The sequence below is a fragment of the Streptantibioticus parmotrematis genome (assembly GCF_019890615.1).
In the GTDB taxonomy this organism is placed as follows: Bacteria; Actinomycetota; Actinomycetes; order Streptomycetales; family Streptomycetaceae; genus Streptantibioticus_D; species Streptantibioticus_D parmotrematis.
Map to the genome: position 1 here is coordinate 101140 of NZ_JAINVZ010000023.1, position 23254 is coordinate 124393.

The window sequence follows — 23254 nt, forward strand, 5'->3', positions numbered from 1 at the left end:
GCCTCAATTGTGCCTGGCTCCGCCGCGCAACCGGGTGACGCGGTCGCCGACGCCCCAGGTGGTGACCCGCCACAGCGCCTCGACGACGATGTTGCGGCTCATCTTGGAGTCGCCGCGTTCGCGCTCGACGAAGGTGATCGGCACCTCCACCACGTGGAAGCCCTTTTTAACGGCGCGCCAGGCCAGGTCGACCTGGAAGCAGTAGCCCGCCGAGGCCACCTCGTCCATGCCCAGGCCCTCCAAGGTCTCCTTGCGGAAGGCCCGGTAGCCGCCGGTGACGTCGCGGATCGGGACGCCGAGCATGAGCCGCGAGTAGGTGCTGCCGCCGCGGGAGAGGACCTCGCGCGACTTGGGCCAGTTGACGACCCGCCCGCCGGGGATCCAGCGCGACCCGAGCACCAGGTCGGCCCCCTTGAGGGCGGTCAGCAGCCGGGGCAGTTCCTCCGGCTGGTGGGAGCCGTCGGCGTCCATCTCGACCAGCACCCCGTAGCCGTGGTCGATGCCCCAGCGGAAGCCCGCCAGGTACGCGGCGCCGAGCCCCTCCTTGCCCTTGCGGTGCAGCACGTGGACGTGGTCGTCCGCGTCGGCGAGTTCGTCGGCGAGCTTGCCGGTGCCGTCCGGGCTGTTGTCGTCGGCGACCAGCACGTGTGCCTCGGGCACCGCGGCCCGCACCCGGCCCACGATCGGCTGGACGTTCTCGGCTTCGTTGTAGGTCGGGATGATGACCAGGACCTCGCCGAGCGGACCGAACTGCCTGCCCCTGGTGTCGCCGAGGGTGGCCTTTCCGCCGTCGTTCACTGCTTCCCCTTACGTTCCGGACGTCCCCGCCGGCTCAGCCGGATCGCGGCGGCGCAGGACAGGACGCCCACGATAGCGAGTGTCCACTCCGGTACCTCGCCGATCCGGTCCGCCACGGTGGTCTGGTCGCGCAACGGGAGGTTGACGTCGAGGACCGCGCGGGTGAATTCCTTCGTGTGCGCCTCGACCTTGCCGTTCGGGGCGACGAGGGCGCTGATGCCGCTGGTGGCCGCCGCGACGACCGCGCGGCCGTGCTCGACGGCGCGCAGCCGGTACATGGCGAGCTGCTGCTCCGGCTGGCCGCTGCGCCCGTAGGTGGCGTTGTTGGTCTGCACGACGATGGCGCGGGCGCCGGCGTCCACGGTGTCGCGGACGATGCCGTCGTAGGCGACCTCGAAGCAGATGACGTCACCGAGCTTCGCCGGGCCCATCTGCATCACACCGGTGTGCTTGCCGGGGTAGAAGTCCTTGGGGATCTCGTTGAGGCGGCTGATGACCTTGGTGAGCTCCTTGCGGAACGGCACGTACTCGCCGAACGGCACGGGGTGCTGCTTGGTGTACTCCGCGCCCGGGCCGCTCAGCGGGTCCCACAGGATGCCCTCGTTCTGCACGTGCTGGGTGTCGGGGCCGTCGACCAGCGCGCCGACCAGCACCGGCACGCCGACCGCCCGTACCGCCTGGGTGATCTTCGTGTAGGCCTGCGGATAGGCGAACGGGTCGAGGTCGGAGGAGTTCTCCGGCCAGATCACCAGGTCCGGCTTGGGCGCGCGGCCCGCCTGGATGTCCTTGGCCAGTTGCAGGGTGGCCTGGACGTGGTTGTCGAGGATCTGCATCGGGCGGCCCAGGAAGTGCATGCCGGGGCGGGCGACGTTGCCCTGCACGACGGCGACCCGCATGGTGCCGTCCGCCTTGGTGGGCACCGGCACCGCGAACCCGACGCACAGCACGGCGGCGGCCAGCACGACCCGGCCCGCCACGCCGGTGACGGCGCGCACGGTGCGGCCCTCGGCGCGCAGTCGCCACAGGGCCAGGGCGCCCGCGGCCAGCAGTCCGCCGCACAGCGCGACGCCGAAGGTGACCAGCGGTGCCCCGCCGAGCGCCGCGAGCGGGGTGAAGGGCGATCCGGCGTTGGCGAACGCCAGCCGCCCCCACGGGAAGCCGCCGAACGGCAACCGGTCGCGGGCCGCCTCCTCGGCCACCCACAGGCAGGCGCCCCACAGCGGCCAGCCGGGCAGCCGTGAGATCAGGGCGAGCGCCGCGCCGAGCGGGACGAAGAAGGCCGCCTCGATGACCGACAGGCCCACCACGGCGTCCCAGCCGACGACGTGCAGCCACTGCAGCAGCCAGATGAAGAACGGCACCGCGAAGACGAAGCCGGTCCAGGCGGCCTGCTTCGGCCGTCTGCCCTTGGTGAGCAGGGCGAGCGCGGTCACCGCGACGACGGACAGCTGCCAGTAGCCGTACGGCGGGAAGGCCGCGGCCAGCGCCAGACCGCTGAGGGCGGCCAGCACGCTGCGACGCCAGTCGGCACGCAGAGCGGCGGCCATCCGGCGCACCCGGCCGGGCCCGCGCGGCCCGGCGGCTTCGGCCTGGCCACCCTGCGCGCCCTCGGGTTCTCGGCCCGTACCGCCGGGTGGCGACGCGGTGGCGGTGTCGGGACGCGGAGACACGCGGGTCTTACCTCTTCTGCTTCTGCCGCCGCGGACACCTGGGGGACGGTCGCGGCGCGGACGGCCGGGCGGCTGAGCCACCCGTGGTCCAGTGACGGTACAACGCCACGGTGCCAGGACGGCGTACGGGGGCGCAAAGGGTTGGCCACGGGTCGCTTTGCCCGGTCTTTCCCCAACGGTCCCCTCTCGGGGGCGTCCCGCCGGGACGGGGCCGCGTCGGCGCACACGGCGCGTGCGGTGCGGTGGACTGCGGATGGGGGCCCGGAACGCCCTTCGGGCCGACCTGGAACCCGCTGGCTGCGGATCGACCGAGAGCCGTTGTCTACTGAACGTCCGGGCCCCACCCGGGTCGCACCCGCCGCCCGGGCGGCATCCCCCCTGACCCGCCGGGCGGGGAAGGGGCCCTGGCGGGTCGTGCTCGGCGTACCGCGAGCCCTGGACCTGGCTCCCAGTGGTGGTGCGCACGTGCGGCGCGCCACCCCATGGCCCAGCTGCCTGCGGTCGCCGGGAAGCACGAGGGATCCCGGGTCGGACGTCCTGTGGTGGACTCCGCCGAACCTACTCGCCCGCGACCGCAGCCTGTCAACACCCGTGTGACCTGCGGCAATTCGACAAATCAGCAGGTCAGTGCGGGGCCTGTCGGGCGGGCGCGACAGGCCGAGGGATCATCGTTCGGCGGTACGCGTGCCGCCGCGGGTCACTCGTTCGGCCGCTCGTGCACGACACGGCCCGCCACGACGGTGCGCAGGGCCCGCGGGAGGGGCTCGCCGGGGGTGAGGTCGGGCAGTCCGGGGGTGCCGGAGCGGGGGTCGGTCGACCAGTTGGCGACGCGCTCGTCGGGCACCTGGACGACGAGGTCGCCGGTCCCCCAGACGGCGTAGTCGGCCGGCGCGCCGGGCACCAGGGTCCCCGCGTCGTCGCGCCGGATCGCCCGCCAGCCGCCGCGGGTGTGGGCGGTGAAGGCGGCGCGCACCGAGATCCGGTGCTCCGGGGTGCGGTGGAACGCGGCGGCGCGCACCGTGCCCCAGGGGTCCAGCGGGGTGACCGGGCTGTCGGAGCCGAGGGCCAGCGGCACGCCCGCCTTGAGCAGGGCGGCGTACGGGTTGAGGCCGCGGGCGCGGTCGGCGCCGAGGCGGTCCGCGTACATGCCCGCGTCGCCGCCCCACGCCGCGTCGAAGGCGGGCTGGACGGAGGCGACCAGGCCGAGTTCGGCGAAGCCCGCGATGGCGGCGGCGTCCAGCATCTCGGCGTGCTCGACCCGGTGCCGGGCGGCGCGTACGCGCTCGACGCCGACGCGGGCGGCGGCCCGGCGCACCCCGTCGAGCACGGCGGCGACCGCGGCGTCCCCGATGGCGTGGAACCCGGCCTGGACACCGCCTTCGGTGCACACCGTCACGTGGTCGGCGATGCGCTCGGCCGTCAGGTACGCGGTGCCGGTGTGGTCGGCGTCCGCGTACGGGCCGCTCAGGCAGGCGGTGTGGGAGCCGAGGGAGCCGTCGACGAACAGGTCCCCGGCGGCGCCGAGCGCGCCGAGGTCGCGGATCGCGTCCAGGTCGGCGGGGCGGCTCACGGCCTGCGCCCAGTAGCCGAAGACCCGGGGTCCCGGCTCGGCGGCGGCCAGCGCGAGCAGGCCGGTGAGGTCGTCCTGCGAGGAGATGTCGGGGCCGGCGCACTCGTGCAGGGTGGCGATGCCCTGGGAGGCGGCGTGCCGCAGCGCGGCGCGCTGGGCGTCGGCGCGCTGGGCGGGGCTGACGGCCGCCAGGGCGGCACGGCGCACGGCGTGGTGGGCGTCGCGGGTCAGCGGGGCGTCGTCGTGGTAGCCGTCCAGCCTGCGGGCCACGTGCGCCAGCGCGGTGCTGGCCAGCGCCGAGTGGACGTCGGTGCGGCTGAGGTAGAGAGGACGGCCGGCGCAGGCGGCGTCGAGTTCGGCGCGGGACGGCGGACGGCGCTCGGGCCAGCGGGTCTCGTCCCAGCCGTGTCCCAGCAGCACCTGGTCGTCGGGGCGGGCGGCGGCGTGCGCGGCGACCCGGGCGAGGGCGTCGGCCAGGCCGGTGGCGGTGCCCAGGTCGAGCCCGGTGAGCGCGAGGCCGGTGGAGGTGGTGTGCACGTGGGCGTCGGTGAACGCCGGGGTGACCAGGGCACCGTCCAGGTCCACGACCTCGTCCACGGAGTCGGCGAAGCCGTCCGCCGCGCCCTCGGAGCCGATCCACGCGACGGTGGCGCCGTCGGTGACCATGGCGGTGGCGAAGGGGTCGGCGGGGCTGTACACGCTGCCGTTGCGCAGCAGCACGGTGCCCGGGGGGCGCTCGTCGTTCATGCGCACCAGTCTGGCGCCTGTCCGCCGCGTGGCCGCACCCGGGTTGATCGACGGCGGCGCGGCTCGGGCGGAGGGCGGCGCGACGGGGTTACAGGTGCGGGGGGCGGGCCTCGTAGGGCGTGGAGAGGACCACGGTGGTGCGGGTGGAGACGCCGGCGAGGCTGCGGATGCGGGCCAGCAGGTGTTCCAGCGCGCCCGGGGTGGCCACGCGGACCTTGAGGATGTAGTTCTCCTCCCCCGCCACGCTGTGGCAGGCCTCGATCTCGGGGACGTCGGCGAGCCGGTCCGCGATGTCGTCGGGGGCGCTCGGGTCGAAGGGCGCGACCGAGATGAACGCGGTCAGGGACAGGCCGACCGCCTCGGGGTCGACGATCGCCGCGTAGCCGCGGATCACCCCGCGCTGCTCCAGCCTGCGCACCCGCTGGTGCACCGCCGAGGTGGACAGGCCGGTGGCCTTGCCCAGGTCGGTGTAGCTCATCCGCCCATCGGCGACGAGCAGCTCCACGATCCGCCGGTCCAGCTCCTCCACGCCGCCCAACCTATCGCCTCGCGGGGACCAGGGGGCGCGTGGAGCCGCGCGCCCCGTGCGCCCCCTCGTGTGACGAATGCCACAGGCCGTGCTCCGGCAGGATGATGCCGGGGAGATTATCGGTTGGGCGTGGCGGGAAATGCTCTGCTCGGGCCGTGGACGTCGCGTCCGGCCCGACCCGCCCGCCAAGGGGCGCCCGTCACAGGGGGAGAACCACCATGCGCGCATTGAAGCGGCAAGGCCGCGGTGACCGCACGCGGTCCGCGCTCGAAGACGAGCCCGGCCAGGCCGTTCCGCAGGCCGTCGAGGACGACACCGACACCACCGGCGAGCAGCTCAACACGCCGCAGGCCGTTGGGGAGTTGGACGACCTCGACGAGGAGGCCTTCGGCATCTTCCGGGTGCACTGCCCGGACTGCGCCCGGCCGATAGCGCTGCTCGCGGACGAGGAGACGCTCCCGGAGCACGCGCAGTGCCCGTCGCCGTGGAACCCGTTCGGTCTCACCGTGTGCGCCGGTTCCGGCCGTTCGGTCGCGGACGCCCGGCCGGTCGAGGAGGACGAGGAGGGGGCCGAGGGGGACGTCGCCGCCCTGCTCACCCTGCCCGCCGGACTCGACTGGCGCACCCAGCCGTTCTCGCACGCGGGCGGCCCGGGATCGCGCCCGATGCGCCTCCCCGAGATGCGCGCGCCGCACGCCTGACGGGCCGGCAGTGGAAATCGGCCGATTCATCGCCTTGATCGGACGACCCGTCAACTCTCGTCACCATCAAGGTAATTGATCTCCCGTCACTTCTGATGACGGACGGCGGCACGTCGGATACGGAAAGGGGGCCGTACCGCCTGGCGGTACGGCCCCCTTTCCGTACGGGCTAGTCCCGGCTCTCCGGGCCCGCGATGTGCCGGGCGATCACCATGCGCTGGATCTGGTTGGTGCCCTCCACGATCTGGAGCACCTTGGCCTCCCGCATGTAGCGCTCGGCGGGGAAGTCGGCGGTGTAGCCGTAGCCGCCCATCAGCTGGACCGCGTCCGTGGTCACCTTCATCGCGGTGTCGGTGCACAGCAGCTTGGCCATCGCCGCCTGCTTGCCGAACGGCTGCCCGGCGTCCCGCAGCCGGGCGGCGGCCAGGTAGAGCGCGCGGCCCGCCTCGATCGCGGTGGCCATGTCGGCGAGCATGAAGCGCAGCCCCTGGAAGTCGACCAGCGGGCGGCCGAACTGCCGCCGCTCGGCGAGGAATCGCAGCGCCTCGTCCAGTGCGCCCTGCGCGACGCCTGTCGCGCAGGCGGCGATGCCGAGGCGGCCGGAGTCCAGGGCGGACAGCGCGATGGAGAAGCCCTGGCCCTCCTCGCCGACCCGCCGGGTGTCGGGCACCCGTACGCCGTCGAAGTGGACCTGCGCGGTGGGCGAGCCCTTCAGGCCCATCTTGCGTTCCGGGGCCGCCGCGCTCAGGCCCTCCGCGTCGCCGGGGACCAGGAACGCCGTGATACCGCGCGGTCCGTCGGCGCCGGTGCGGGCCAGCACCGTGTAGAAGTCGGCCACGCCGCCGTGGGTGATCCACGCCTTGGTGCCCTCGATCACCCAGTGGTCGCCGTCGCGCGTGGCGCGGGTGCGCAGGCTGGCGGCGTCGGAGCCCGCGCTGGGCTCGGACAGGCAGTAGGCGCCCAGGAGTTCGCCGCCCAGCATGGCGTCGAGGTGCTCCGCGCGCTGCTCCTTGGTGCCGAACTCGGCGAGCGCGTGGCAGGCGAGGGTGTGGACGCTGACGCCGAGGCCCACGGTGAGGCGGATCGCGGCCAGCTCTTCGAGGACCTGGAGGTAGACCTCGTACGGCTGCTCGCCGCCGCCGTACTCGGCCGGGTACGGCAGGCCCAGCAGACCGGCCGCGCCGATGGTGGTGAAGACCTCGCGCGGGAAGCGCCCCGCGTCCTCCTCCTCGGCGGTCCGTGGCCGGATCTCCCGCGCGGCGATGTCGCGGGTGAGGCCGAGCAGGTCGCGGGCCTCCTCGGTGGGCAGGTGACGTTCGACCGGCTGCGGGCCGTCGGCGGGCATGGCGGCGCTCCTCCCTGTCGGGCGGGTCGGCGGCGGGCCAGGGGTGGGGCAGCGCCGCCGCATGGATGTACCCTCGGCCGATGATCTCCCGCCGGGTCGCGGTCTGGGCTGATCAGCGGTCTGTGGCGGTTGGAGTATGCCCGATCGGGCGCTGTTCGTCACGGGGTGGCAAGGCCGCGCGAGGGCGCGGGCGGGGGCGCGGCGGTCGCACCCGTCGCATTCGAGCCACACACGCCGTAGCGCGAGCCGGAATGCGACCCCGCACCCGGCTCCCGGCCCGGCGGTCGCCGCGTCAGCGCGGGCCGCTCAGGCGATCCGCTCGAACGCCATCAGCCGGTAGACCGGATCGGGCCGGGCGTCGCGCGGATCGGGCAGCGTGCCGAGCCGGTCGGCGGGCGCTCGTGTCCTCCCGTACGACCCGGCCGTCCAGCATGTCCCGCGCTCAGTGACGGTGGGTGACGACGTGGTGCGTGACGACGTGGTGGGTCACCGTGTGGTGGACGACGGTGTGGTGGACCACGGTCGTGGTGTGGTGGTGGCTCGCGCAGCCGGTGGCCAGCACGGCGGTGGCGGCCAGGGTGACGGCCGCGGCGGCGGTCCGCACACGGGACGCGGTCTTCACACGGGACAACGTGGTGCTCCTCGGTCGGGTTCTCGGCAGGGGCCTCCATGCATCGAGCATGTTCCTGCCATCGGCGCCGTTGATCGTACCGTTCGCCGCACAGCTTCCGGACAGCGAGCCCCGGGCCAAGTACCGCGACGGCAGGGCGCGTCGGCGCGCGCCGCCACAAGGGCAGGGCGTGCCGTGCGCCCGGTCAGTCCTCGCGCGCCGCGCCGGTGAGCGCCGTGCGCGCCGCCTGCCCGCGGACGTACGCGGTCACCGGTGAGGCGCGGAACGCCTCGGCCACCTGCACCAGCCACAGCGCCTCGGCGTCGATGGTGCCCGGGAGCGTCGGGGCGGGGTGCCCGGCGTCCGGGTCGTCCACGTGGCGGCGGCCGTGCCTGCGGTTCTCCAGGGCCGCGGCGAGGACGGCCGCCTCCACCACGGCCCCGCCGGGACCGGCCGGGTCCCGGTCGGCGATCCAGGAGGCCACGTGCGGATCGTGGTAGGGGCGCAACGCCAGGGCCGCGTCGTGGATCTCGATGATGCGGCGGTAGAGCGCGAACTCGGCACGCCAGGGCGGCAGTCGGCGTGACGGCCGCCCCGGGGCCAGCGCGATCTCGGGAAGTTCGGCGTGCAGCGCGGACCACAGCGGCTCCAGCGCGCGGTGCCGCCGGTGCGCCCGCAGCCAGCGCAACGGGGTCGCCAGCCGGGTTCCCCACAGCGTCACGGTGGCGCCGGACACCGTCAGCACGGCGCAGATCACACCGAGCACGTTGGAGAGCGTGTCCTCACCGCCGTCCTGCACGCCGCCGGCCAGCACGTCGGCCACGTCGTCCAGGGACCACGCGGTCCACAGCGCGCCGACCACGATCGCCGCGGTGGTCAGTTCGAGGCCGAAGCGCAGGGGCCCGGGCCCGGCGCGGCGCATGTGCGGCACGATCACCCGGGTCAGCACCAGCAGGCACCAGATGGCGTAGCAGGTGAACAACGCGTCGTAGGACGAGAGCAGGATCCGCGCGGCCGGCCCGTGGACCGCCATGGAGCCGCCGCGCATGCTGGGCTCGGCACCCAACAGCAGGACTGCGGAGACCAGTTGGACGGCGATCGCGACCAGCACGTGGTGCCGCAGGTCCGGCCGTACGGGGTCGGGCCCGGGGCCGGCGGCGACGCCCCCGGGCGCGTAAGGGGTCTCGTTCGTCAGCGAGAGCGCCAGCAGGGCGAGGAAGCTCAGGCCCGCCGTCTTCACCGAGTCACCCGCCAACTCGACCACGACGCCCGGCAGTACGGCGTCCAGCCAGGCGAGCGTCGCCGGGGTCAGCAGGACGAAGGACACACCGAGGCAGAGCGCGAAGCCGCAGACGTAGCGCTGCGCGGGGTCCGCGCCGGAGCCGCGTGCGAGCAGGACACGGTAGCCGCCGAATCCGGCGAGCACGGCCGCCGCCACGTACGCGATCAGCTCAACCACGGCGTGGACCACGGCCGTCCGGCGGGCTGAGCAGCGACTCGACCCGGTTGCGCGGAACGAGGGCCGGTGGCCGCAGTCCGTCGTCGCGGGCGGCCCGGCACCGGATCAGCGACGCGACGAGTTCGGCCTCGCGTTCCTGCGGTTCGGTGTAGACCGTGCGTCCCAGCACGCGCTGGACCAGCGCCGGGGGCAGGTTGGGCATCAGCACGTGCGCGGCCGAGGTGGCTGAGGGGGCGGTGTCGTAATGGCCGCAGATGATGTGGGCCGCCTCGTGCAGCAGGATGTGCTGCTGGTGCAGGGGGGTGGTGTCCGCCGCGTAGAGAATGCAGTCGGCACGGTCGGTGGTGACCAGCAGTCCGCACGGTGTGTGCGGGCGGTCGGTCACCGGTATGAGTTCGATCGGCCTGCCCCGGGTCCGGGCCAGCGAGGCGATGAAGGCGAACGCGTCGAACGGGCGGGGCAGTTCGAGCGCGTCCACGGTCTGCCGGCACCGCAGCTTCAGTCGGCGTCTCTCCCGCAGCGCGCGCAGGCGCCCACCCGTACTCACCCGCCGTACCTCTTCCGCCGTGCCAAGTGCGCCTGGTCCCGCGCCGGTCGGGCCGACGAGCACGGGACCGCGCTCAGTCGCCGGACCCCAGAGTGCCACCACCGCCGCGCTCCCGGCGGGCGATCACGTCGATCATGTCGCTGATGGTGCCCACGCCTTCGGGCGAGAGGTTCACCGCGCGCAGCGCGACGCTGCGCACGCCCGCGTCCCGCAGCGCGCCGAGCAACTCCAGTTCCTTGGCGATGGCGGCACCGCGGTCGTCGTCGAAGAAGTAGGCGACGGGCACCTGGAAGAACCGGGCGAGCGCTTCGAGATGGCGTTTGGTGGGGTTGTCCCGGCGGCCGGTGCGCAACTGCCACAGGTAGGTCGCGGAGAAGCTCTCCCCGGTGGCCTCGCGGCACGCCTTGGCGACCTCTTCGTGGCTGAACTGCTCGTGACTGGGCCGCCGTACGACACGGAACAACGCGTCGATCTTCTCGGCCAGCGTCGACGCCTGCGGGCGAGGTGTCGCCGTCGGTTCCGGCGGAGCCATCCGCCACCTCCCTCGATCCGTCCCGGTCGGTACGGCCCGGTCACCGCGCGCCCGACCGACCCCGCCATCCATCCTAGCTGGCGGCACATCGATGTCATCCCTTTACCGCGCACGCCAGTTGATGGGTTTCAGCCGGGTGGAACCAGGGATTCAGAGGACTGGCGGTCGGTTGCCACGATCGACACGGCCGGTGCAAGCGGAAGACCGGCGGCCTCGCCGCACCCGGCCTCCCGATGCCGCTCAGGCCGAGGCGTGCCTGCCGATGATCAGCTCGACCTCGTCCCCCGTCCCGGCGAACTCCCGGATCGTCCAGGCGCGCGCGTCGATCGGGGTGCCGGCGCCCGTGGTGTAGGGCGGGACGACGAGGACCGCGCCCTCGGATCCCCCCGTACGCAGTCGTGCGTCGGCGACCACCCCGTCGGAGAAGCGCAGATCCAGTTCGACCGGCCACGGGTCCGCCGCGAACGCACGGGGGTCGGACAACCCCTGGACGCGGCAGCGCGCGCCCGGGAACAGGTGCGTGTGACCGCAGACGGCCGGACAGGTGTCCGCTTCGCCGGACCCGGCGCGGGACTCGGGCATGGGGACTCCTCACCACACGTGACGACGGAACGATGCCAGTCTGGCGCCGGGATCCCGCCGCCGCCCCGCGCCACCGCCGCGGGACACCACTCATGGGCGCACGGGTCGCGGTGGTTTCACCCGGACGGAGGCCGCCGCATGCGGCACGTGTGATCAGCAACTCCCCAGCACCAGGGAGACGTTGTGGCCTCCGAATCCGAAGGAGTTCGCCAGCGCGACCCGCCAGCCTCCCTCCCGGGGGGCGCCGCTGACGACGTCCAGGCCGATGCGCGGGTCGGGCTCGTCGAGATTGCGTGTCGGCGGCACGTGCCCGTCGCGCAACGCCAGCAGCGCGGCCATCGCGCCCAGGCTGCCCGACGCGCCCAGGAGGTGACCGGTCATGGACTTGGTCGCGGTGACCACGGGGTGGGTCCCGACGGCGGCCGCGATCGCCTCGGCCTCGGCGAGATCGCCCTGCGGGGTGGCGGTGGCGTGCGCGTGGACGTGACCGACGCCGTCGGGCTCGACTCCCGCGTCACGCAGGGCACTTCGCATGGCGGACGTCTGCCCGGCCGCGTCGGAGGCGGTGATGTGACCGGCGTTGGAACTGACGCCCGCGCCGAGCACGGCGCCGTGCGGCCGGACGCCACGTGCCCTCGCGTGCTCCGCCCGCTCCAGCACGAGCAACGCACCGCCCTCCCCCAGGACGAACCCGTTGCGCCGCGCGTCGAAGGGGCGCGAGGCGTGCTCGGGGTCGTCGTTGGCCGTGGACAACGCCATCATGCGCGCGAACGCGGTCAACGGCAGCGGATGGATGGCCGCCTCGACACCCCCGGCCACCACGACGTCCACCCGTCCCGCCCTGATGAGATCCAGCCCGAGCGCGACGGCCTCGGCCCCGGAGGCGCACGCGCTCACCGGTGCGTGGGCGCCACCGCGTGCGCCCAGCGCCATGCTGACGTGGGCCGCGGGCCCGTTGGCCATGAGCATCGGCACGGTGTGCGGTGACACACGGCGCGGGCCCGACTCCTCCAGGACGCGGTTCTGGCCGAGCAGGGAGGTGAGCCCGCCCACGCCGGTCCCGATGACGACGGCGAGCCGTTCCGGCGCCACGTCCGGCGTGCTCGCGTCGTCCCACGCCTCACGGGCCGCCACCAGGGCGATCTGCTCGGCCCGGTCGAGCTTGCGTGCCTCGGTGCGCGGCAGCGACCCGGCGGGGTCGTCCAGCAGGGGTGCCGCGATCCGCACGGGCAGGGGGCGCGCCCACTCCTGCGCCAGGGAGACGACGCCGTTGGCGCCCTCCCGCATCGCGGCCCAGGTGGCGGGGACGTCGCGGCCCAGCGGCGTCAGGGCCCCGAGGCCGGTCACCCATACGTCGGTCGTGTTTCCTCGCATGACCCGGGACAGTAGCCAACCAACCAGTTGGTTGGCAATGTGCGATCGCCTCACGCAGGCCGCGCGCAGGCGTCCGCGCACCACGCAACCAACCGGTTGGTCGCGCCGTACCATGCCCCCATGACCACGACGAACGCCCGTGCCGGTGAGACCCGCGCCCGTCTGCTGGCCGCCGCCCGCACCGAGTTCGCCGCGCACGGCCTCAGCGGTGCGCGCGTCGACCGGATCGCCGCGCGAGCGGGCGTCAACAAGGAGCGGATCTACGGGTACTTCGGCGGGAAGGAGAACCTGTTCGCCGCTGTCGTCGCGGAGACGTTCCAGGAGCACGCGGAGCGGGTCGGCCTCCCGGAGGGGGACCTCGGCGAGTACGCCGGGCGGGTCTACGACTTCCATCGCCGCAACCCCGAGCTGACCCGGATGATGATGTGGGAGGCGCTGCACTACGGCGGCGGCCCGATGCCCGACGAGGCGTTGCGGACCGCGTACTACAAGGAGAAGGTCGCCGCGCTGCCGTGGCCGGACGGGGAAGCGCCGGACGAGCGGGCCGCCGCGACCTTCCTGACCGTGATCGGCCTGGCCGTCTGGCCGCTGGCGTTTCCGCAGATGACGCGGCTGGTCATGGGAACGGCGGCCGCTCACTCCGGTGCGCGGGACGAGGCCGACCCGGTGCGGGCGCAGGTCGTGGCGGCGGCCCGGGCGCTGGAGCGGTGATGACCGACGCGGCCCGGGGCCGACGCGCCGTCAGCCGCGGCGCGAGTCCGGGCGCGTCACCTCACCCGCCCGTTGTGCCCCATACCCACCGCAACTCCCCTTCCCGCCTGGTCACGGCGTTCGACCGACCTGCTGGAAGAGGGGAAGGTCACAGCCATGGCAACTGCTGCGCCAACGGCGTCTCCCCTAGCCTTTCCCCCATGACGGTCCTGCCCGACGACGGGCTCTCCCTGGCCGCCGACTTCCCCGACGCCACCCGCGAGCAGTGGCAGCGCCTCGTCGAAGGCGTGCTGCGCAAGGCGGGCAAGGACGATGTTTCGGGTGCGGCGGCGGAAGACGCACTGGCCACCAGGCTCCAGGACGCGCTGGTCACCGGTCCGCTGTACGCGGCCGAGGACGGCACGGGCGCGGACCCGGGTTTCCCGGGCTTCGCGCCGTATCTGCGCGGTGGGCGGCCGGACGGCACCGTGGCCACCGGCTGGGACGTACGCCAGCGGCACACGCACCCCGATCCGGAGCGGGCCAACGCGGCCGTGCTCGCCGACCTGGAGAACGGCGCGACCTCCCTGTGGCTGGTCACCGGCGCCGCGGGGCTGGCGGTCGCGGACCTGCCGAAGGCGCTGGAAGGCGTCTACCTCGACCTGGCCCCGGTCGTGCTGGAGGCGGGCGAGGAGTTCGAGGCGGCGGCCGAGGCGCTGCTCACGCTGTACGGCGAGCGTGAGGTGCCCGGGTCCGCCGCGATCGGCAACCTCGGCGCGGACCCGCTGGGCCTGGCGGCGCGCACCGGCCGCCACGACCGGATCGCGGACCACGCGCGGGCCGCGGCCCGGCTCGCGGTGCGGTGCCTGGACGCGTACCCCGGGGTGCGGACGCTGACCGTGGACGCGTTGCCGTACCACGAGGCGGGCGGCTCGCCCGCGCAGGAACTGGGCTGTTCGCTGGCCACCGGTGTCGCCTACCTGCGGCTGCTGACCGAGGCCGGGGTGCCGGTGGACGCGGCGTGCGGGCAGCTGGAGTTCCGTTACGCGGCGGACGCCGACCAGTTCCTGACCATCGCGAAGCTGCGCGCGGCGCGGCGGTTGTGGTCGCGGGTCGCCGAGGTGTCCGGGGTGACGCCGGGCGCGGGCGCGGGGGCGCAGCGGCAGCACGCGGTGACCTCGCCGGTGATGATGACGCGCCGCGACCCGTGGGTGAACATGCTGCGCACCACGGTCGCCTGCCTGGGTGCCGGGGTGGGCGGCGCGGACGCGGTGACCGTGCTGCCGTTCGACGACGCGATCGGCCTGCCGGACGCCTTCGCCCGGCGGATAGCGCGCAACACCTCCACCATCCTCGTCGAGGAGTCGCACCTGTCGCGGGTCATCGATCCGGCGGGCGGTTCCTGGTACGTGGAGCGGCTCACGGACGAGCTGGCGCGGGCGGCCTGGGCGTGGTTCCAGGAGATCGAGCGGGCGGGGGGTCAGGAATCCGCACTGCGTTCCGGGCTGGTCGCCGAGCGCCTGGAGACGACCTGGCGGGAGCGTTCCGGGCGGCTGGCCCGGCGTCGCGAACCCATCACCGGCGTCAGCGAGTTCCCGTTCCTGGCCGAGCAGCCGGTCGCGCGCGAGCCCGCCGTGCCGAAGCCCACGGGTGGACTGCCGAGGGTGCGGCGCGACGAGGCGTTCGAGGCGTTGCGGGCGCGTTCGGACGCGCATCTGGCGTCGACCGGTCGGCGGCCCGCGGTCTTCCTGGCCTCGCTCGGCCCGGCCGCGGCGCACACCACCCGGGTGACCTTCGCCTCCAACCTCTTCCAGGCGGGCGGCGTCGAGCCGGTGCACGACCCGGTGACGGTGGACGCGGCCTCGGTGGCAGAGGCGTTCGCGCGCAGCGGCGCCCGGGTGGCGTGCCTGTGCTCCAGCGACACGTTGTACGCGGAACAGGCCGAGGCGGTCGCCGCGGCGCTCAAGTCGGCCGGTGCGGAACGGGTTTTCCTCGCCGGGCGGCCGGGTGAGCTGCGAGGCGCCTTGGAGGGCGCGGGAGTTGACGAGTTCGTCTTCGCGGGCGGTGACGCGGTCGCCGTACTGTCCGCCGTCCTCGACCAGTTGGGAGTGGCGTGATGCAGGGCAGTGCCGGACAGCCGGCCTCCATCCCGGACTTCTGCGACGTCCCGCTCGACGGCGACGTGCCCGCGGCCGACGCCGGCCAGTGGCGGGACGCGGTCGCCGAGGCCACCGGCAAGGGGCCGGAGGACCTGGTGTGGGAGACGCCCGAGGGCATCGGCGTCAAGCCGCTCTACACCTCCGACGACCTGACCGGGCTCGACTTCCTGGGCACCTACCCGGGCATCGCGCCGTACCTGCGCGGCCCCTATCCCACGATGTACGTCAACCAGCCCTGGACGATCCGGCAGTACGCGGGATTCTCGACCGCCGAGGAGTCCAACGCGTTCTACCGGCGCAACCTGGCGGCGGGCCAGAAGGGCCTGTCGGTGGCGTTCGACCTGCCGACGCACCGCGGCTACGACAGCGACCACCCCCGGGTGACCGGTGACGTCGGCATGGCGGGCGTGGCGATCGACTCGATCTACGACATGCGGCAGTTGTTCGACGGCATCCCGCTGGACCGCATGAGCGTGTCGATGACGATGAACGGCGCGGTGCTGCCGGTGCTCGCGCTGTACATCGTGGCGGCCGAGGAGCAGGGCGTGCCGCCGGAGAAGCTGGCGGGGACCATCCAGAACGACATCCTCAAGGAGTTCATGGTCCGCAACACCTACATCTACCCGCCGCAGCCGTCGATGCGGATCATCTCCGACATCTTCGCGTACACCTCGCGCAAGATGCCGCGGTACAACTCGATCTCCATCTCCGGCTACCACATCCAGGAGGCCGGTGCCACGGCCGACCTGGAGCTGGCCTACACGCTCGCCGACGGTGTGGAGTACCTGCGGGCCGGGCTGGGCGCGGGGCTGGACGTGGACGCGTTCGCGCCGCGGCTGTCGTTCTTCTGGGCGATCGGCATGAACTTCTTCATGGAGGTCGCCAAGCTGCGCGCGGCACGGCTGCTGTGGGCGAAGCTGGTGAAGGGATTCGAGCCGAAGAACCCCAAGTCTCTTTCGTTGCGCACCCATTCGCAGACCTCGGGCTGGTCGCTGACCGCGCAGGACGTCTTCAACAACGTCACCCGCACCTGCGTGGAGGCGATGGCGGCGACCCAGGGCCACACCCAGTCGCTGCACACCAACGCGCTGGACGAGGCGCTGGCGCTGCCCACCGACTTCTCCGCGCGCATCGCCCGCAACACCCAGCTGCTGCTCCAGCAGGAGTCGGGCACCTGCCGGGTGATCGACCCGTGGGGCGGCAGCGCGTACGTCGAGCGCCTCACCTACGACCTGGCGCGGCGCGCCTGGCAGCACATCCAGGAGGTCGAGGCGGCCGGTGGCATGGCCGAGGCGATCGACGCGGGCATCCCCAAGCTGCGCGTCGAGGAGGCCGCGGCGCGCACCCAGGCGCGGATCGACTCCGGGCGCCAGCCGGTGATCGGCGTCAACAAGTACCGGGTGGAGTCCGACGAGCAGATCGACGTGCTCAAGGTGGACAACTCCTCGGTGCGCACCCAGCAGATCGCCAAGCTGCGCAGGCTGCGTGCCGAACGCGACGAGGCGGCCTGCCAGGACGCGTTGCGCGCGCTGACCAGGGCCGCCGAGCAGGGGCCCTCCGGTGACGGCCTGGAGGGCAATCTGCTGGCGCTCGCGGTGGACGCGGCCCGCGCGATGGCGACGGTCGGCGAGATCTCCGACGCCCTGGAGAAGGTGTACGGCCGCCACGCGGGCCAGATCCGTACCATCTCCGGTGTGTACCGAGACGAAGCGGGGACCTCGCCCGGGGTGGAGCGCACCCGCGCGCTGGTGGAGGCGTTCGAGGAGGCCGAGGGCCGCAGGCCGCGCATCCTGGTCGCCAAGATGGGGCAGGACGGCCACGACCGCGGCCAGAAGGTGATCGCCACCGCCTTCGCCGACCTGGGCTTCGACGTGGACGTCGGCCCGCTGTTCCAGACGCCCGCGGAGGTGGCGCGCCAAGCGGTGGAGGCCGACGCCCACATCGTCGGTGTCTCGTCGCTGGCGGCCGGACACCTGACGCTGGTGCCCGCGCTGCGCGAGGCGCTGGCGGAGGCGGGCCGCGACGACATCACCATCGTCGTGGGCGGCGTCATCCCGCCGCAGGACGTCGAGCCGCTCAAGGAGATGGGCGCCGCGGCGGTCTTCCCGCCGGGCACGGTGATCCCGGACGCGGCCTACGACCTGTTGACGGACCTGGCCGCCGCGCTCGGTCACGAGCTGTGATCGCATGGCGCGGCTGATCGATCTCGACGCGTACGCCAAGGGCGTGCTGGACGGCTCGCGCGCTCACGTGGCGCGGGCCATCACGCTGGTGGAGTCCCGCAGGGCCGACCACCGCGGGCTGGCGCAGCAGTTGCTGGTCGAGCTGCTGCCGCACGCGGGGCGGGCCCGCAGGATCGGCATCACGGGGGTGCCGGGGGTCGGCAAGTCGACGTTCATCGACGCGCTGGGCACGTTGCTCACCGGCATGGGCCACCGGGTCGCGGTGCTGGCGGTGGACCCGTCCTCGTCGCGTACCGGCGGCTCCATCCTGGGCGACAAGACCCGGATGGAGCGGCTGGCGGTGGACCCGGCGGCGTTCGTGCGGCCCTCACCGAGCTCGGGGACGCTGGGCGGGGTGGCCCGGGCGACCCGGGAGACCATGGTGGTGGTGGAGGCCGCGGGCTACGACGTGGTGCTGGTGGAGACCGTGGGCGTGGGCCAGTCGGAGACCGCGGTGGCCGGCATGGTCGACACCTTCCTGATGCTCACCCTGGCCAGGACCGGCGACCAGTTGCAGGGCATCAAGAAGGGTGTGCTGGAACTCGCCGACATCGTCGCCGTCAACAAGGCGGACGGCCCGCACGAGCGCGACGCGAAGGCCGCCGCGCGTGAACTGGCGGGCGCGCTGCGGCTGATGCAGCCGGTGGACGCGGCCTGGACTCCCCCGGTGCTCACCTGCAGCGCCCGCGAGGGCAGCGGCCTGGACACGTTGTGGGAGCGGCTGGAGCAGCACCGCACGCTGCTGGAGTCCACCGGGCGGCTCGCCGCCAAGCGCCGCGACCAGCAGGTGGCGTGGACCTGGTCGATGGTGCACGAGCGGCTGCTGACCCGGATGCGCGAGCACCCGGCGGTGCGCCGTCTGGTGCCCGAGCTCGAACAGCGGGTGCGGGAGGGCACGTTGACCGCGACGCTCGCCGCCGACCGGCTGCTGGAAGCGTTCGGGGAGGGCGACGGCACCCGCGGCGAGGGCTGACCCGCCGCGCCCGGGACGGACGGCCTCTTTGCGTACGCCGCCGCACGCGCGAGATTGAAAGGGGCGGGAGTCATCGGGCTTCTGCCGTGGCGTCGGCGACGGGAAGCGGACATGAACGGCTCCGCACCACTGGGCAGGGTCCTGGGCGTGCCGCTGCGCGTCCACTGGTCCGCCCCGGTCCTGGTGCTGTTCCTCGGCCTGGGCCTGGCCGGGCAGACGCTGCCCGCCTGGGTGCCGGGCCGCTCGCGCGCCGTCTACGACACGGCCGGGCTGGTCGGCGCGCTGCTGCTGATCGCGAGTCTGCTGCTGCACGAGGCGGCGCACGCGCTGACGGCCCGCCGCTTCGGGGTGCGGGTGGACGACATCACCGTGTGGGGCCTGGGCGGTGTGACCCGCATGGGGCGGCCCGCGACCCCGGGCGGGGAGCTGACGGTGGCGCTGGCCGGACCGCTGGCCAGCCTGGTCACCGGCGGGGTGGCCGTGGCGGCGGGGTTCGGCGCGCGGGAGGTGCTGGGCTGGGCGGTGCCCGCGGCGGTGCTGGTGTGGACCGGCTGGCTGAACGTGCTGCTCGCCGCGTTCAACCTGCTGCCCGCCGCCCCACTGGACGGCGGGCGGGTGCTCCAGGCGGCGGTGTGGTGGCGGCGCGGCGACCGGGAGCGCGCGGAACGTGTGGCGGGGCGTGCGGGCCAGGTCGCGGGGCTGGCGCTGGCCGCCGCGGGCTTCGCGATGGTGCTGTACGGGGACGACTCGGGCCTGTGGCTCGCGCTGGTCGGGCTGTTCGTGTGGTCGGCGGCGATCGCGCAGGTGCGGCGCGCCGCGCTGGTGGGCGCGTTGCGCGGGGTGCGGGTAGGGCGGCTGATGTCCGCCGCGCCGGAGGCGGTGCCGGAGTGGCTGACGGTGGAACGGTTCCTCGCCGCCTCGGCCGGTCGGGGGCAGCGGGCGGTGGTGCCGCTGGTCGACTTCGAGGGCCGCCCCAGCGGGGTCGTGGACGCGCGGCGGCTGGCCCTGGTGCCCGCGGGCCGGCGCGACGAGGTGCGGCTGCGGGACGCGGCGGTGCCGTTGACGTGGTGCACCCTGGCCGCGCCGGACGACGAGCTGGTGGCGGTGCTGGAGCGGGCGGGCGCGACCCCGCCGGTGCTGGTCGTTCAGGACGGGCGGCTGGTCGGTGTGGTCTCGGCCGAGACGATCTCCCGCGCCGCCCTCCAGCGGCTGCCGGAACGCACGCCCCGCGCGTCCTGACAGCCGCCGCGTCCGGAGCGTCACGCGGACGCGGTCGCGCCTGCCGCGTTCACAGCGCCGCGCGCGGCACGACCGCCGTCATCGCCTCCGCGGTCGAGGGCGCCTGGGTGGGGTTCTGCCGCTCGTACGTGGCACGGCCCGCCGCGTCGCTGAGCTTGAGCAGGATGCCCACCAGCAGCCAGTTGGCGACGGTGGAGGAACCGCCCTGGGCGAGGAACGGCAGCGCCTTGCCGGTCAGCGGGATCAGGCCGGTGACGCCGCCGACGACCACGAAGACCTGGAGCCCGATGGTCGCGGCGAGCCCGGCGGCCAGCAGCTTGCCGAACGGGTCGGTCAGCAGCAGCGCGGTGCGCAAACCGCGTTCGATCAGCAGCACGTACAGCAGCAGCACGGCGGTCACACCGGCGAGCCCGAGTTCCTCGCCGACCGTGGTGAGGATGAAGTCGCTGCGCCCGGCGAAGCCGATCAGCCAGGGGTAGCCCTGGCCGAGGCCGGAGCCCAGGACGCCGCCGCTGCCGAAGCTGAACAGGGCCTGCGCCGACTGGTCGGAGATCAGGCCCGGCGGGCGCTGCGCGGGCGGCAGGAAGATCGCCATGGGGTGCAGCCAGGCCACGACGCGCGCCTTGACGTGCGGCGACGTCGAGCCGACGACGCCCGCGCCGAGCGCGGCCATCAGCACACCGATGACCACCCAACTGCCGCGTTCCGTCGCGACGTACAGCATGACGATGAAGACGCCGAAGAAGATCAGCGAGGTGCCGAGGTCGTTCTCGAAGATCAGCACCAGCAGGCTGACCGCCCAGACGGCGAGGATCGGGCCGACGTTGCGGCCGCGCGGCAGGTTCATCCCCCACACCCGGCGGCCGGCGAGCGAGAGCGCGTCCCGGTTGGCCATCAGGTAGCCGGCGAAGAAGATGGCGATGGCGATCTTGACGAACTCGTCAGGCTCCAGCGACAGCGGGCCGATGAAGATCCACCGCTTGGCGCCGAAGGTGTCGCTCGGGAAGAACGCCGGGGCCAGCAGCAGCACCAGCGCGACCGCCATCGTCAGGTACGAGTACCGCTGGAGGATGCGGTGGTGCTTGATGACGACGAGCAGGGCGATGAACACCACCCCGGCCACGCTCATCCACATCACCTGCCCCGGAGCGCCCGGCGCGCCCGGTGAGGAATGCGGGTACTCGGCGCGGTAGGAGATGTCGAGCCGCGCGATGAGCATCAGGCCCAGCGAGGAGAGCATCACCGCGAGCGGCAGGATCAGCGGGTCCGCGTAGGGCGCGAAACGGCGCACCGCGAGGTGGGCGAGGATCGCGAGGACCCCCAGCCCGCCGCCGACGGTGAACAGGGAGCTGGGCACGGTGTTCCGCAGCGCCAGGCTCGCCCCGGCGTAGCCGAACATGCTCAACGCCACCGCGCCCACCACGAGCACCAGCTCGGTGTTGCGGCGGCGGCTCACACTCATCACTGCTCATCCACCCCTTTGCCACGGCCTGTTCGGCCTCGTCGGCCGCTAGGCCCCCGGCTAACTGTTGCATAAAGATGCAAGTGTTGGTGATTCGGTTCCGGGGCGGGGACCGAAATGCCGGGCGGGAACGGCCGGTTACGCCGGATCACCGGGGGTATTCCCCGACGACCACCGGGGCGCTGTCCGGCCGGCCCGTGGCGGTACGAGGTTACAGCCAGACCAGCAGCGCGTATCCGGCGACCGCGGCAAGCGTGCCGAGGACCAGGCTGCCGAGCGCGTTGATCCCCGCCTCGGCCAGCGATCCGTCCTCCAGCAGCCGCATCGTCTCGAATCCGAACGTGCTGAACGTGGTGAACGCGCCGCAGATCCCGGTGCCCAGCAGCAGGGTGCCGTTGCTCGGCAGGCCGTGGGTCGCGGCGGCGGCGGTCAGCGCGCCGAGCACGAACGCGCCGGTGATGTTGATGGCGAACGTGCCCCAGGGGAAGACGCTGTCGTGCCGTGCCTGCACCAGCTTGTCGAGCAGGTAGCGCAGCGGTGCGCCGACGAGGCCGCCCACGAAGACCAGGACGACGGGCATCAGAGGGCACCTTCCTCGGTGTTCGAACGGGATTCCGGCGGCGTGAGCACGACGGCCTCCGCGCGTTCCAGCGTGACCAGGCGGTCGCAGGCGACCTCGGCGAGTTCCGGGAGGAAGTCGCGGACGCGCTGGTCGGTGTCGACGATGACCACGACGACGGGCAGGCCCTCGGCCAGGTCGAGCAGCCGCGAGGTGTGGATGGCGCCGCCCGCGAAGCCCTCGATGCCCCGCAGGACGCTGGCCCCGGCCAGGCCGGCGCGGTGCGCGCGGTGCACGATCTCGGTGTAGAGCGGGCGGTGGTGGTACTGGTCGCCGTCGCCGAGATGGATGGTCAGCCGGGTGACAGGACCGCTCAGCGGCTCCCTGGGCTGCCGGGGCTCCGAGGCCGCGGCGTCGTCCCGGTGGTGCAGGTGCGGCAGGTGCGGGCTCATCGCTGCCCTCCTCGCGTGGGGTGCGACCCGGAGGTCGTGGACTCGGACCGGGGTGGCATGTCGGAACCCGGTTCCTGCGGGGGCTCGGGCAGCTTCAGGGCGCGGCCCGCCTCGGTGCGGCGGCGCGGCCCGCGGCGCACCGGCAGGCCGCTGAGGCGCCGGGCCAGCACGATGCCGGTCCAGACCGCGGCGAGCCCGGCGATCAGGCTGCTGAGCGCGTAGGCATCGGCCAGCGACCAGTGGTGGAGGGCGATCATGCCGCGCAGTTCGACGGTGTACGTGGAGAAGGTGGTGAAGCCGCCGAGCACGCCGACACCGAAGAACGGCCGCACGTAGCGCGAGGGCGGCCAGATCTCCAGGACGTAGACCATGAACAGGCCGAGCACGAAGCAGCCGCTGACGTTGGTCAGGAAGGTCGCCCAGGGGAAGCCGCCCGGCGAGGTGGGCAGGGCCCGCGCCAGGCCGTAGCGGGCGACGCTGCCCGTGCCGCCGCCGACCGCGATGACCGCCAGGACGTCCCACTGGCGCGGTCGCTGCGGGCGGCGCCGGGGCTTCGGCGGCTCGTCGGGGATGAGGTCGGGGTCGACGGGCAGCGTCTCGCCGGCCTCGGACCGGTCGGTGGACGGCACGGGCGCGCCTCCTTGGTTGTCGGGGTGGTCGGGACGGTCAGGGCGGTCAGGGCGGCCGGACCGCTGGTGCCGACTGCCGCCGCCGGGCTCGTGGAAGCCGCGGCCCTGGGGTCGCGGGCCGGGGAGACGCGTGCCGGACGGCTGCGGCGGCGTGCCCGGGGTGCGGCGGTCGCATGCCGGAGAGGGTGCGGGAGTGGGGGTGTCCCGGGGCATGGTCCTCCTACCTGTCGTGTCGTACCCGTCGTACGCGGGTGCCAGGTAGGGACCGTTGGCGACCGGTGCGGCCGCGGTTGCGGCGAGCCCCTCCGCCGTCTTCGGCGCCCAGCTTACCGGTAGGCCGAGGGGCCTCGGCGAGCGGCCCACCCGAGGCCACGGCGGGGGCCGGGGGCGGCCCCCCGGGACCCC

General features: G+C 73.8%; 21 protein-coding genes. 6 read left to right on the forward strand and 15 right to left on the reverse strand.

The features are described from left to right. Positions 1–3 precede the first annotated feature (3 nt). The 4 genes from K7472_RS26465 to K7472_RS26480 form a co-directional block, all read right to left on the reverse strand. Positions 4–798 carry a polyprenol monophosphomannose synthase gene (locus K7472_RS26465; RefSeq protein ID WP_222981077.1) on the reverse strand — a complete coding sequence of 265 codons (795 nt, stop codon included), beginning with the start codon at positions 796–798 and terminating at the stop codon, positions 4–6. Next, the gene (lnt, locus tag K7472_RS26470) at positions 795–2468 is read right to left on the reverse strand and encodes an apolipoprotein N-acyltransferase (protein ID WP_372458074.1); all 1674 of its coding nucleotides are present in this window, start codon (positions 2466–2468) and stop codon (positions 795–797) included. Before lnt ends, K7472_RS26465 begins: the two co-directional genes overlap by 4 nt. A gap of 697 nt (positions 2469–3165) precedes the next feature. After that, positions 3166–4785 carry an amidohydrolase gene (locus tag K7472_RS26475; protein ID WP_222981078.1) on the reverse strand — a complete coding sequence of 540 codons (1620 nt, stop codon included), beginning with the start codon at positions 4783–4785 and terminating at the stop codon, positions 3166–3168. Between the two features lie 88 nt (positions 4786–4873). Then, positions 4874–5314, reverse strand: a complete 441-nt coding sequence (locus tag K7472_RS26480; protein ID WP_109454256.1) for an Lrp/AsnC family transcriptional regulator — start codon at positions 5312–5314, stop codon at positions 4874–4876. A 218-nt stretch (positions 5315–5532) separates the two neighbouring features. On the opposite strand from K7472_RS26480, the gene K7472_RS26485 reads away from it, so the two are divergent. Further along, positions 5533–6015, forward strand: coding sequence for a hypothetical protein (locus K7472_RS26485; protein ID WP_222981079.1), 483 nt, complete (start codon positions 5533–5535; stop codon positions 6013–6015). 169 nt (positions 6016–6184) lie between these two features. On the opposite strand, the gene K7472_RS26490 is transcribed toward K7472_RS26485, so the two are convergent. The 7 genes from K7472_RS26490 to K7472_RS26520 all read right to left on the reverse strand — a co-directional run bounded on the left by K7472_RS26490 (position 6185) and on the right by K7472_RS26520 (position 12464). Beyond that, positions 6185–7360: an acyl-CoA dehydrogenase family protein gene (locus tag K7472_RS26490; protein WP_222981080.1), complete on the reverse strand. Its 1176-nt coding sequence runs from the start codon at positions 7358–7360 to the stop codon at positions 6185–6187. Positions 7361–7802: 442 nt separating this feature from the next. Beyond that, entirely contained in the window at positions 7803–7982 is a 180-nt protein-coding gene (locus K7472_RS26495; RefSeq protein ID WP_372458080.1) for a hypothetical protein, read from the reverse strand. Between the two features lie 193 nt (positions 7983–8175). Then, positions 8176–9429, reverse strand: a complete 1254-nt coding sequence (locus tag K7472_RS26500) for an MAB_1171c family putative transporter (RefSeq protein WP_222981082.1) — start codon at positions 9427–9429, stop codon at positions 8176–8178. Beyond that, the gene (locus K7472_RS26505) at positions 9422–9976 is read right to left on the reverse strand and encodes a ParH-like protein (RefSeq protein ID WP_308014097.1); all 555 of its coding nucleotides are present in this window, start codon (positions 9974–9976) and stop codon (positions 9422–9424) included. Before K7472_RS26505 ends, K7472_RS26500 begins: the two co-directional genes overlap by 8 nt. Before the next feature lie 73 nt (positions 9977–10049). After that, entirely contained in the window at positions 10050–10508 is a 459-nt protein-coding gene (locus tag K7472_RS26510; RefSeq protein WP_222981083.1) for a helix-turn-helix domain-containing protein, read from the reverse strand. 240 nt (positions 10509–10748) lie between these two features. Next, positions 10749–11090, reverse strand: a complete 342-nt coding sequence (locus tag K7472_RS26515; protein ID WP_222981084.1) for a hypothetical protein — start codon at positions 11088–11090, stop codon at positions 10749–10751. 153 nt (positions 11091–11243) lie between these two features. Further along, positions 11244–12464: a beta-ketoacyl-[acyl-carrier-protein] synthase family protein gene (locus K7472_RS26520; RefSeq protein ID WP_222981085.1), complete on the reverse strand. Its 1221-nt coding sequence runs from the start codon at positions 12462–12464 to the stop codon at positions 11244–11246. 120 nt (positions 12465–12584) lie between these two features. On the opposite strand from K7472_RS26520, the gene K7472_RS26525 reads away from it, so the two are divergent. The 5 genes from K7472_RS26525 (at position 12585) to K7472_RS26545 (ending at position 19747) form a co-directional block, all read left to right on the forward strand. Continuing rightward, positions 12585–13175, forward strand: coding sequence for a TetR/AcrR family transcriptional regulator (locus K7472_RS26525; RefSeq protein WP_222981086.1), 591 nt, complete (start codon positions 12585–12587; stop codon positions 13173–13175). A gap of 200 nt (positions 13176–13375) precedes the next feature. After that, positions 13376–15271: a methylmalonyl-CoA mutase subunit beta gene (locus tag K7472_RS26530; RefSeq protein WP_222981087.1), complete on the forward strand. Its 1896-nt coding sequence runs from the start codon at positions 13376–13378 to the stop codon at positions 15269–15271. Beyond that, a complete protein-coding gene (scpA, locus tag K7472_RS26535) occupies positions 15271–17496 on the forward strand; it encodes a methylmalonyl-CoA mutase (protein ID WP_222981088.1) in 2226 nt (741 codons plus the stop codon). Before K7472_RS26530 ends, scpA begins: the two co-directional genes overlap by 1 nt. A gap of 4 nt (positions 17497–17500) precedes the next feature. After that, a complete protein-coding gene (gene meaB, locus K7472_RS26540) occupies positions 17501–18508 on the forward strand; it encodes a methylmalonyl Co-A mutase-associated GTPase MeaB (RefSeq protein ID WP_222981089.1) in 1008 nt (335 codons plus the stop codon). A gap of 111 nt (positions 18509–18619) precedes the next feature. Beyond that, positions 18620–19747 (forward strand): site-2 protease family protein, encoded by a 1128-nt coding sequence (locus K7472_RS26545; protein WP_222981090.1) that lies wholly within the window; start codon positions 18620–18622, stop codon positions 19745–19747. Between the two features lie 49 nt (positions 19748–19796). On the opposite strand, the gene K7472_RS26550 is transcribed toward K7472_RS26545, so the two are convergent. From K7472_RS26550 to K7472_RS26565, 4 genes are all read right to left on the reverse strand, one after another. Then, positions 19797–21209 carry an FtsW/RodA/SpoVE family cell cycle protein gene (locus K7472_RS26550; protein WP_222981091.1) on the reverse strand — a complete coding sequence of 471 codons (1413 nt, stop codon included), beginning with the start codon at positions 21207–21209 and terminating at the stop codon, positions 19797–19799. A gap of 211 nt (positions 21210–21420) precedes the next feature. Continuing rightward, positions 21421–21789: a fluoride efflux transporter CrcB gene (gene crcB, locus K7472_RS26555; protein ID WP_222981092.1), complete on the reverse strand. Its 369-nt coding sequence runs from the start codon at positions 21787–21789 to the stop codon at positions 21421–21423. Further along, on the reverse strand, positions 21789–22220 hold the full coding sequence (locus K7472_RS26560) for a DUF190 domain-containing protein (RefSeq protein WP_222981093.1): 432 nt from the start codon (positions 22218–22220) through the stop codon (positions 21789–21791). The genes crcB and K7472_RS26560 overlap by 1 nt, the downstream gene beginning before the upstream one ends. Then, positions 22217–22849, reverse strand: coding sequence for a fluoride efflux transporter FluC (locus K7472_RS26565; protein WP_308014098.1), 633 nt, complete (start codon positions 22847–22849; stop codon positions 22217–22219). Before K7472_RS26565 ends, K7472_RS26560 begins: the two co-directional genes overlap by 4 nt. Positions 22850–23254: the final 405 nt, after the last annotated feature.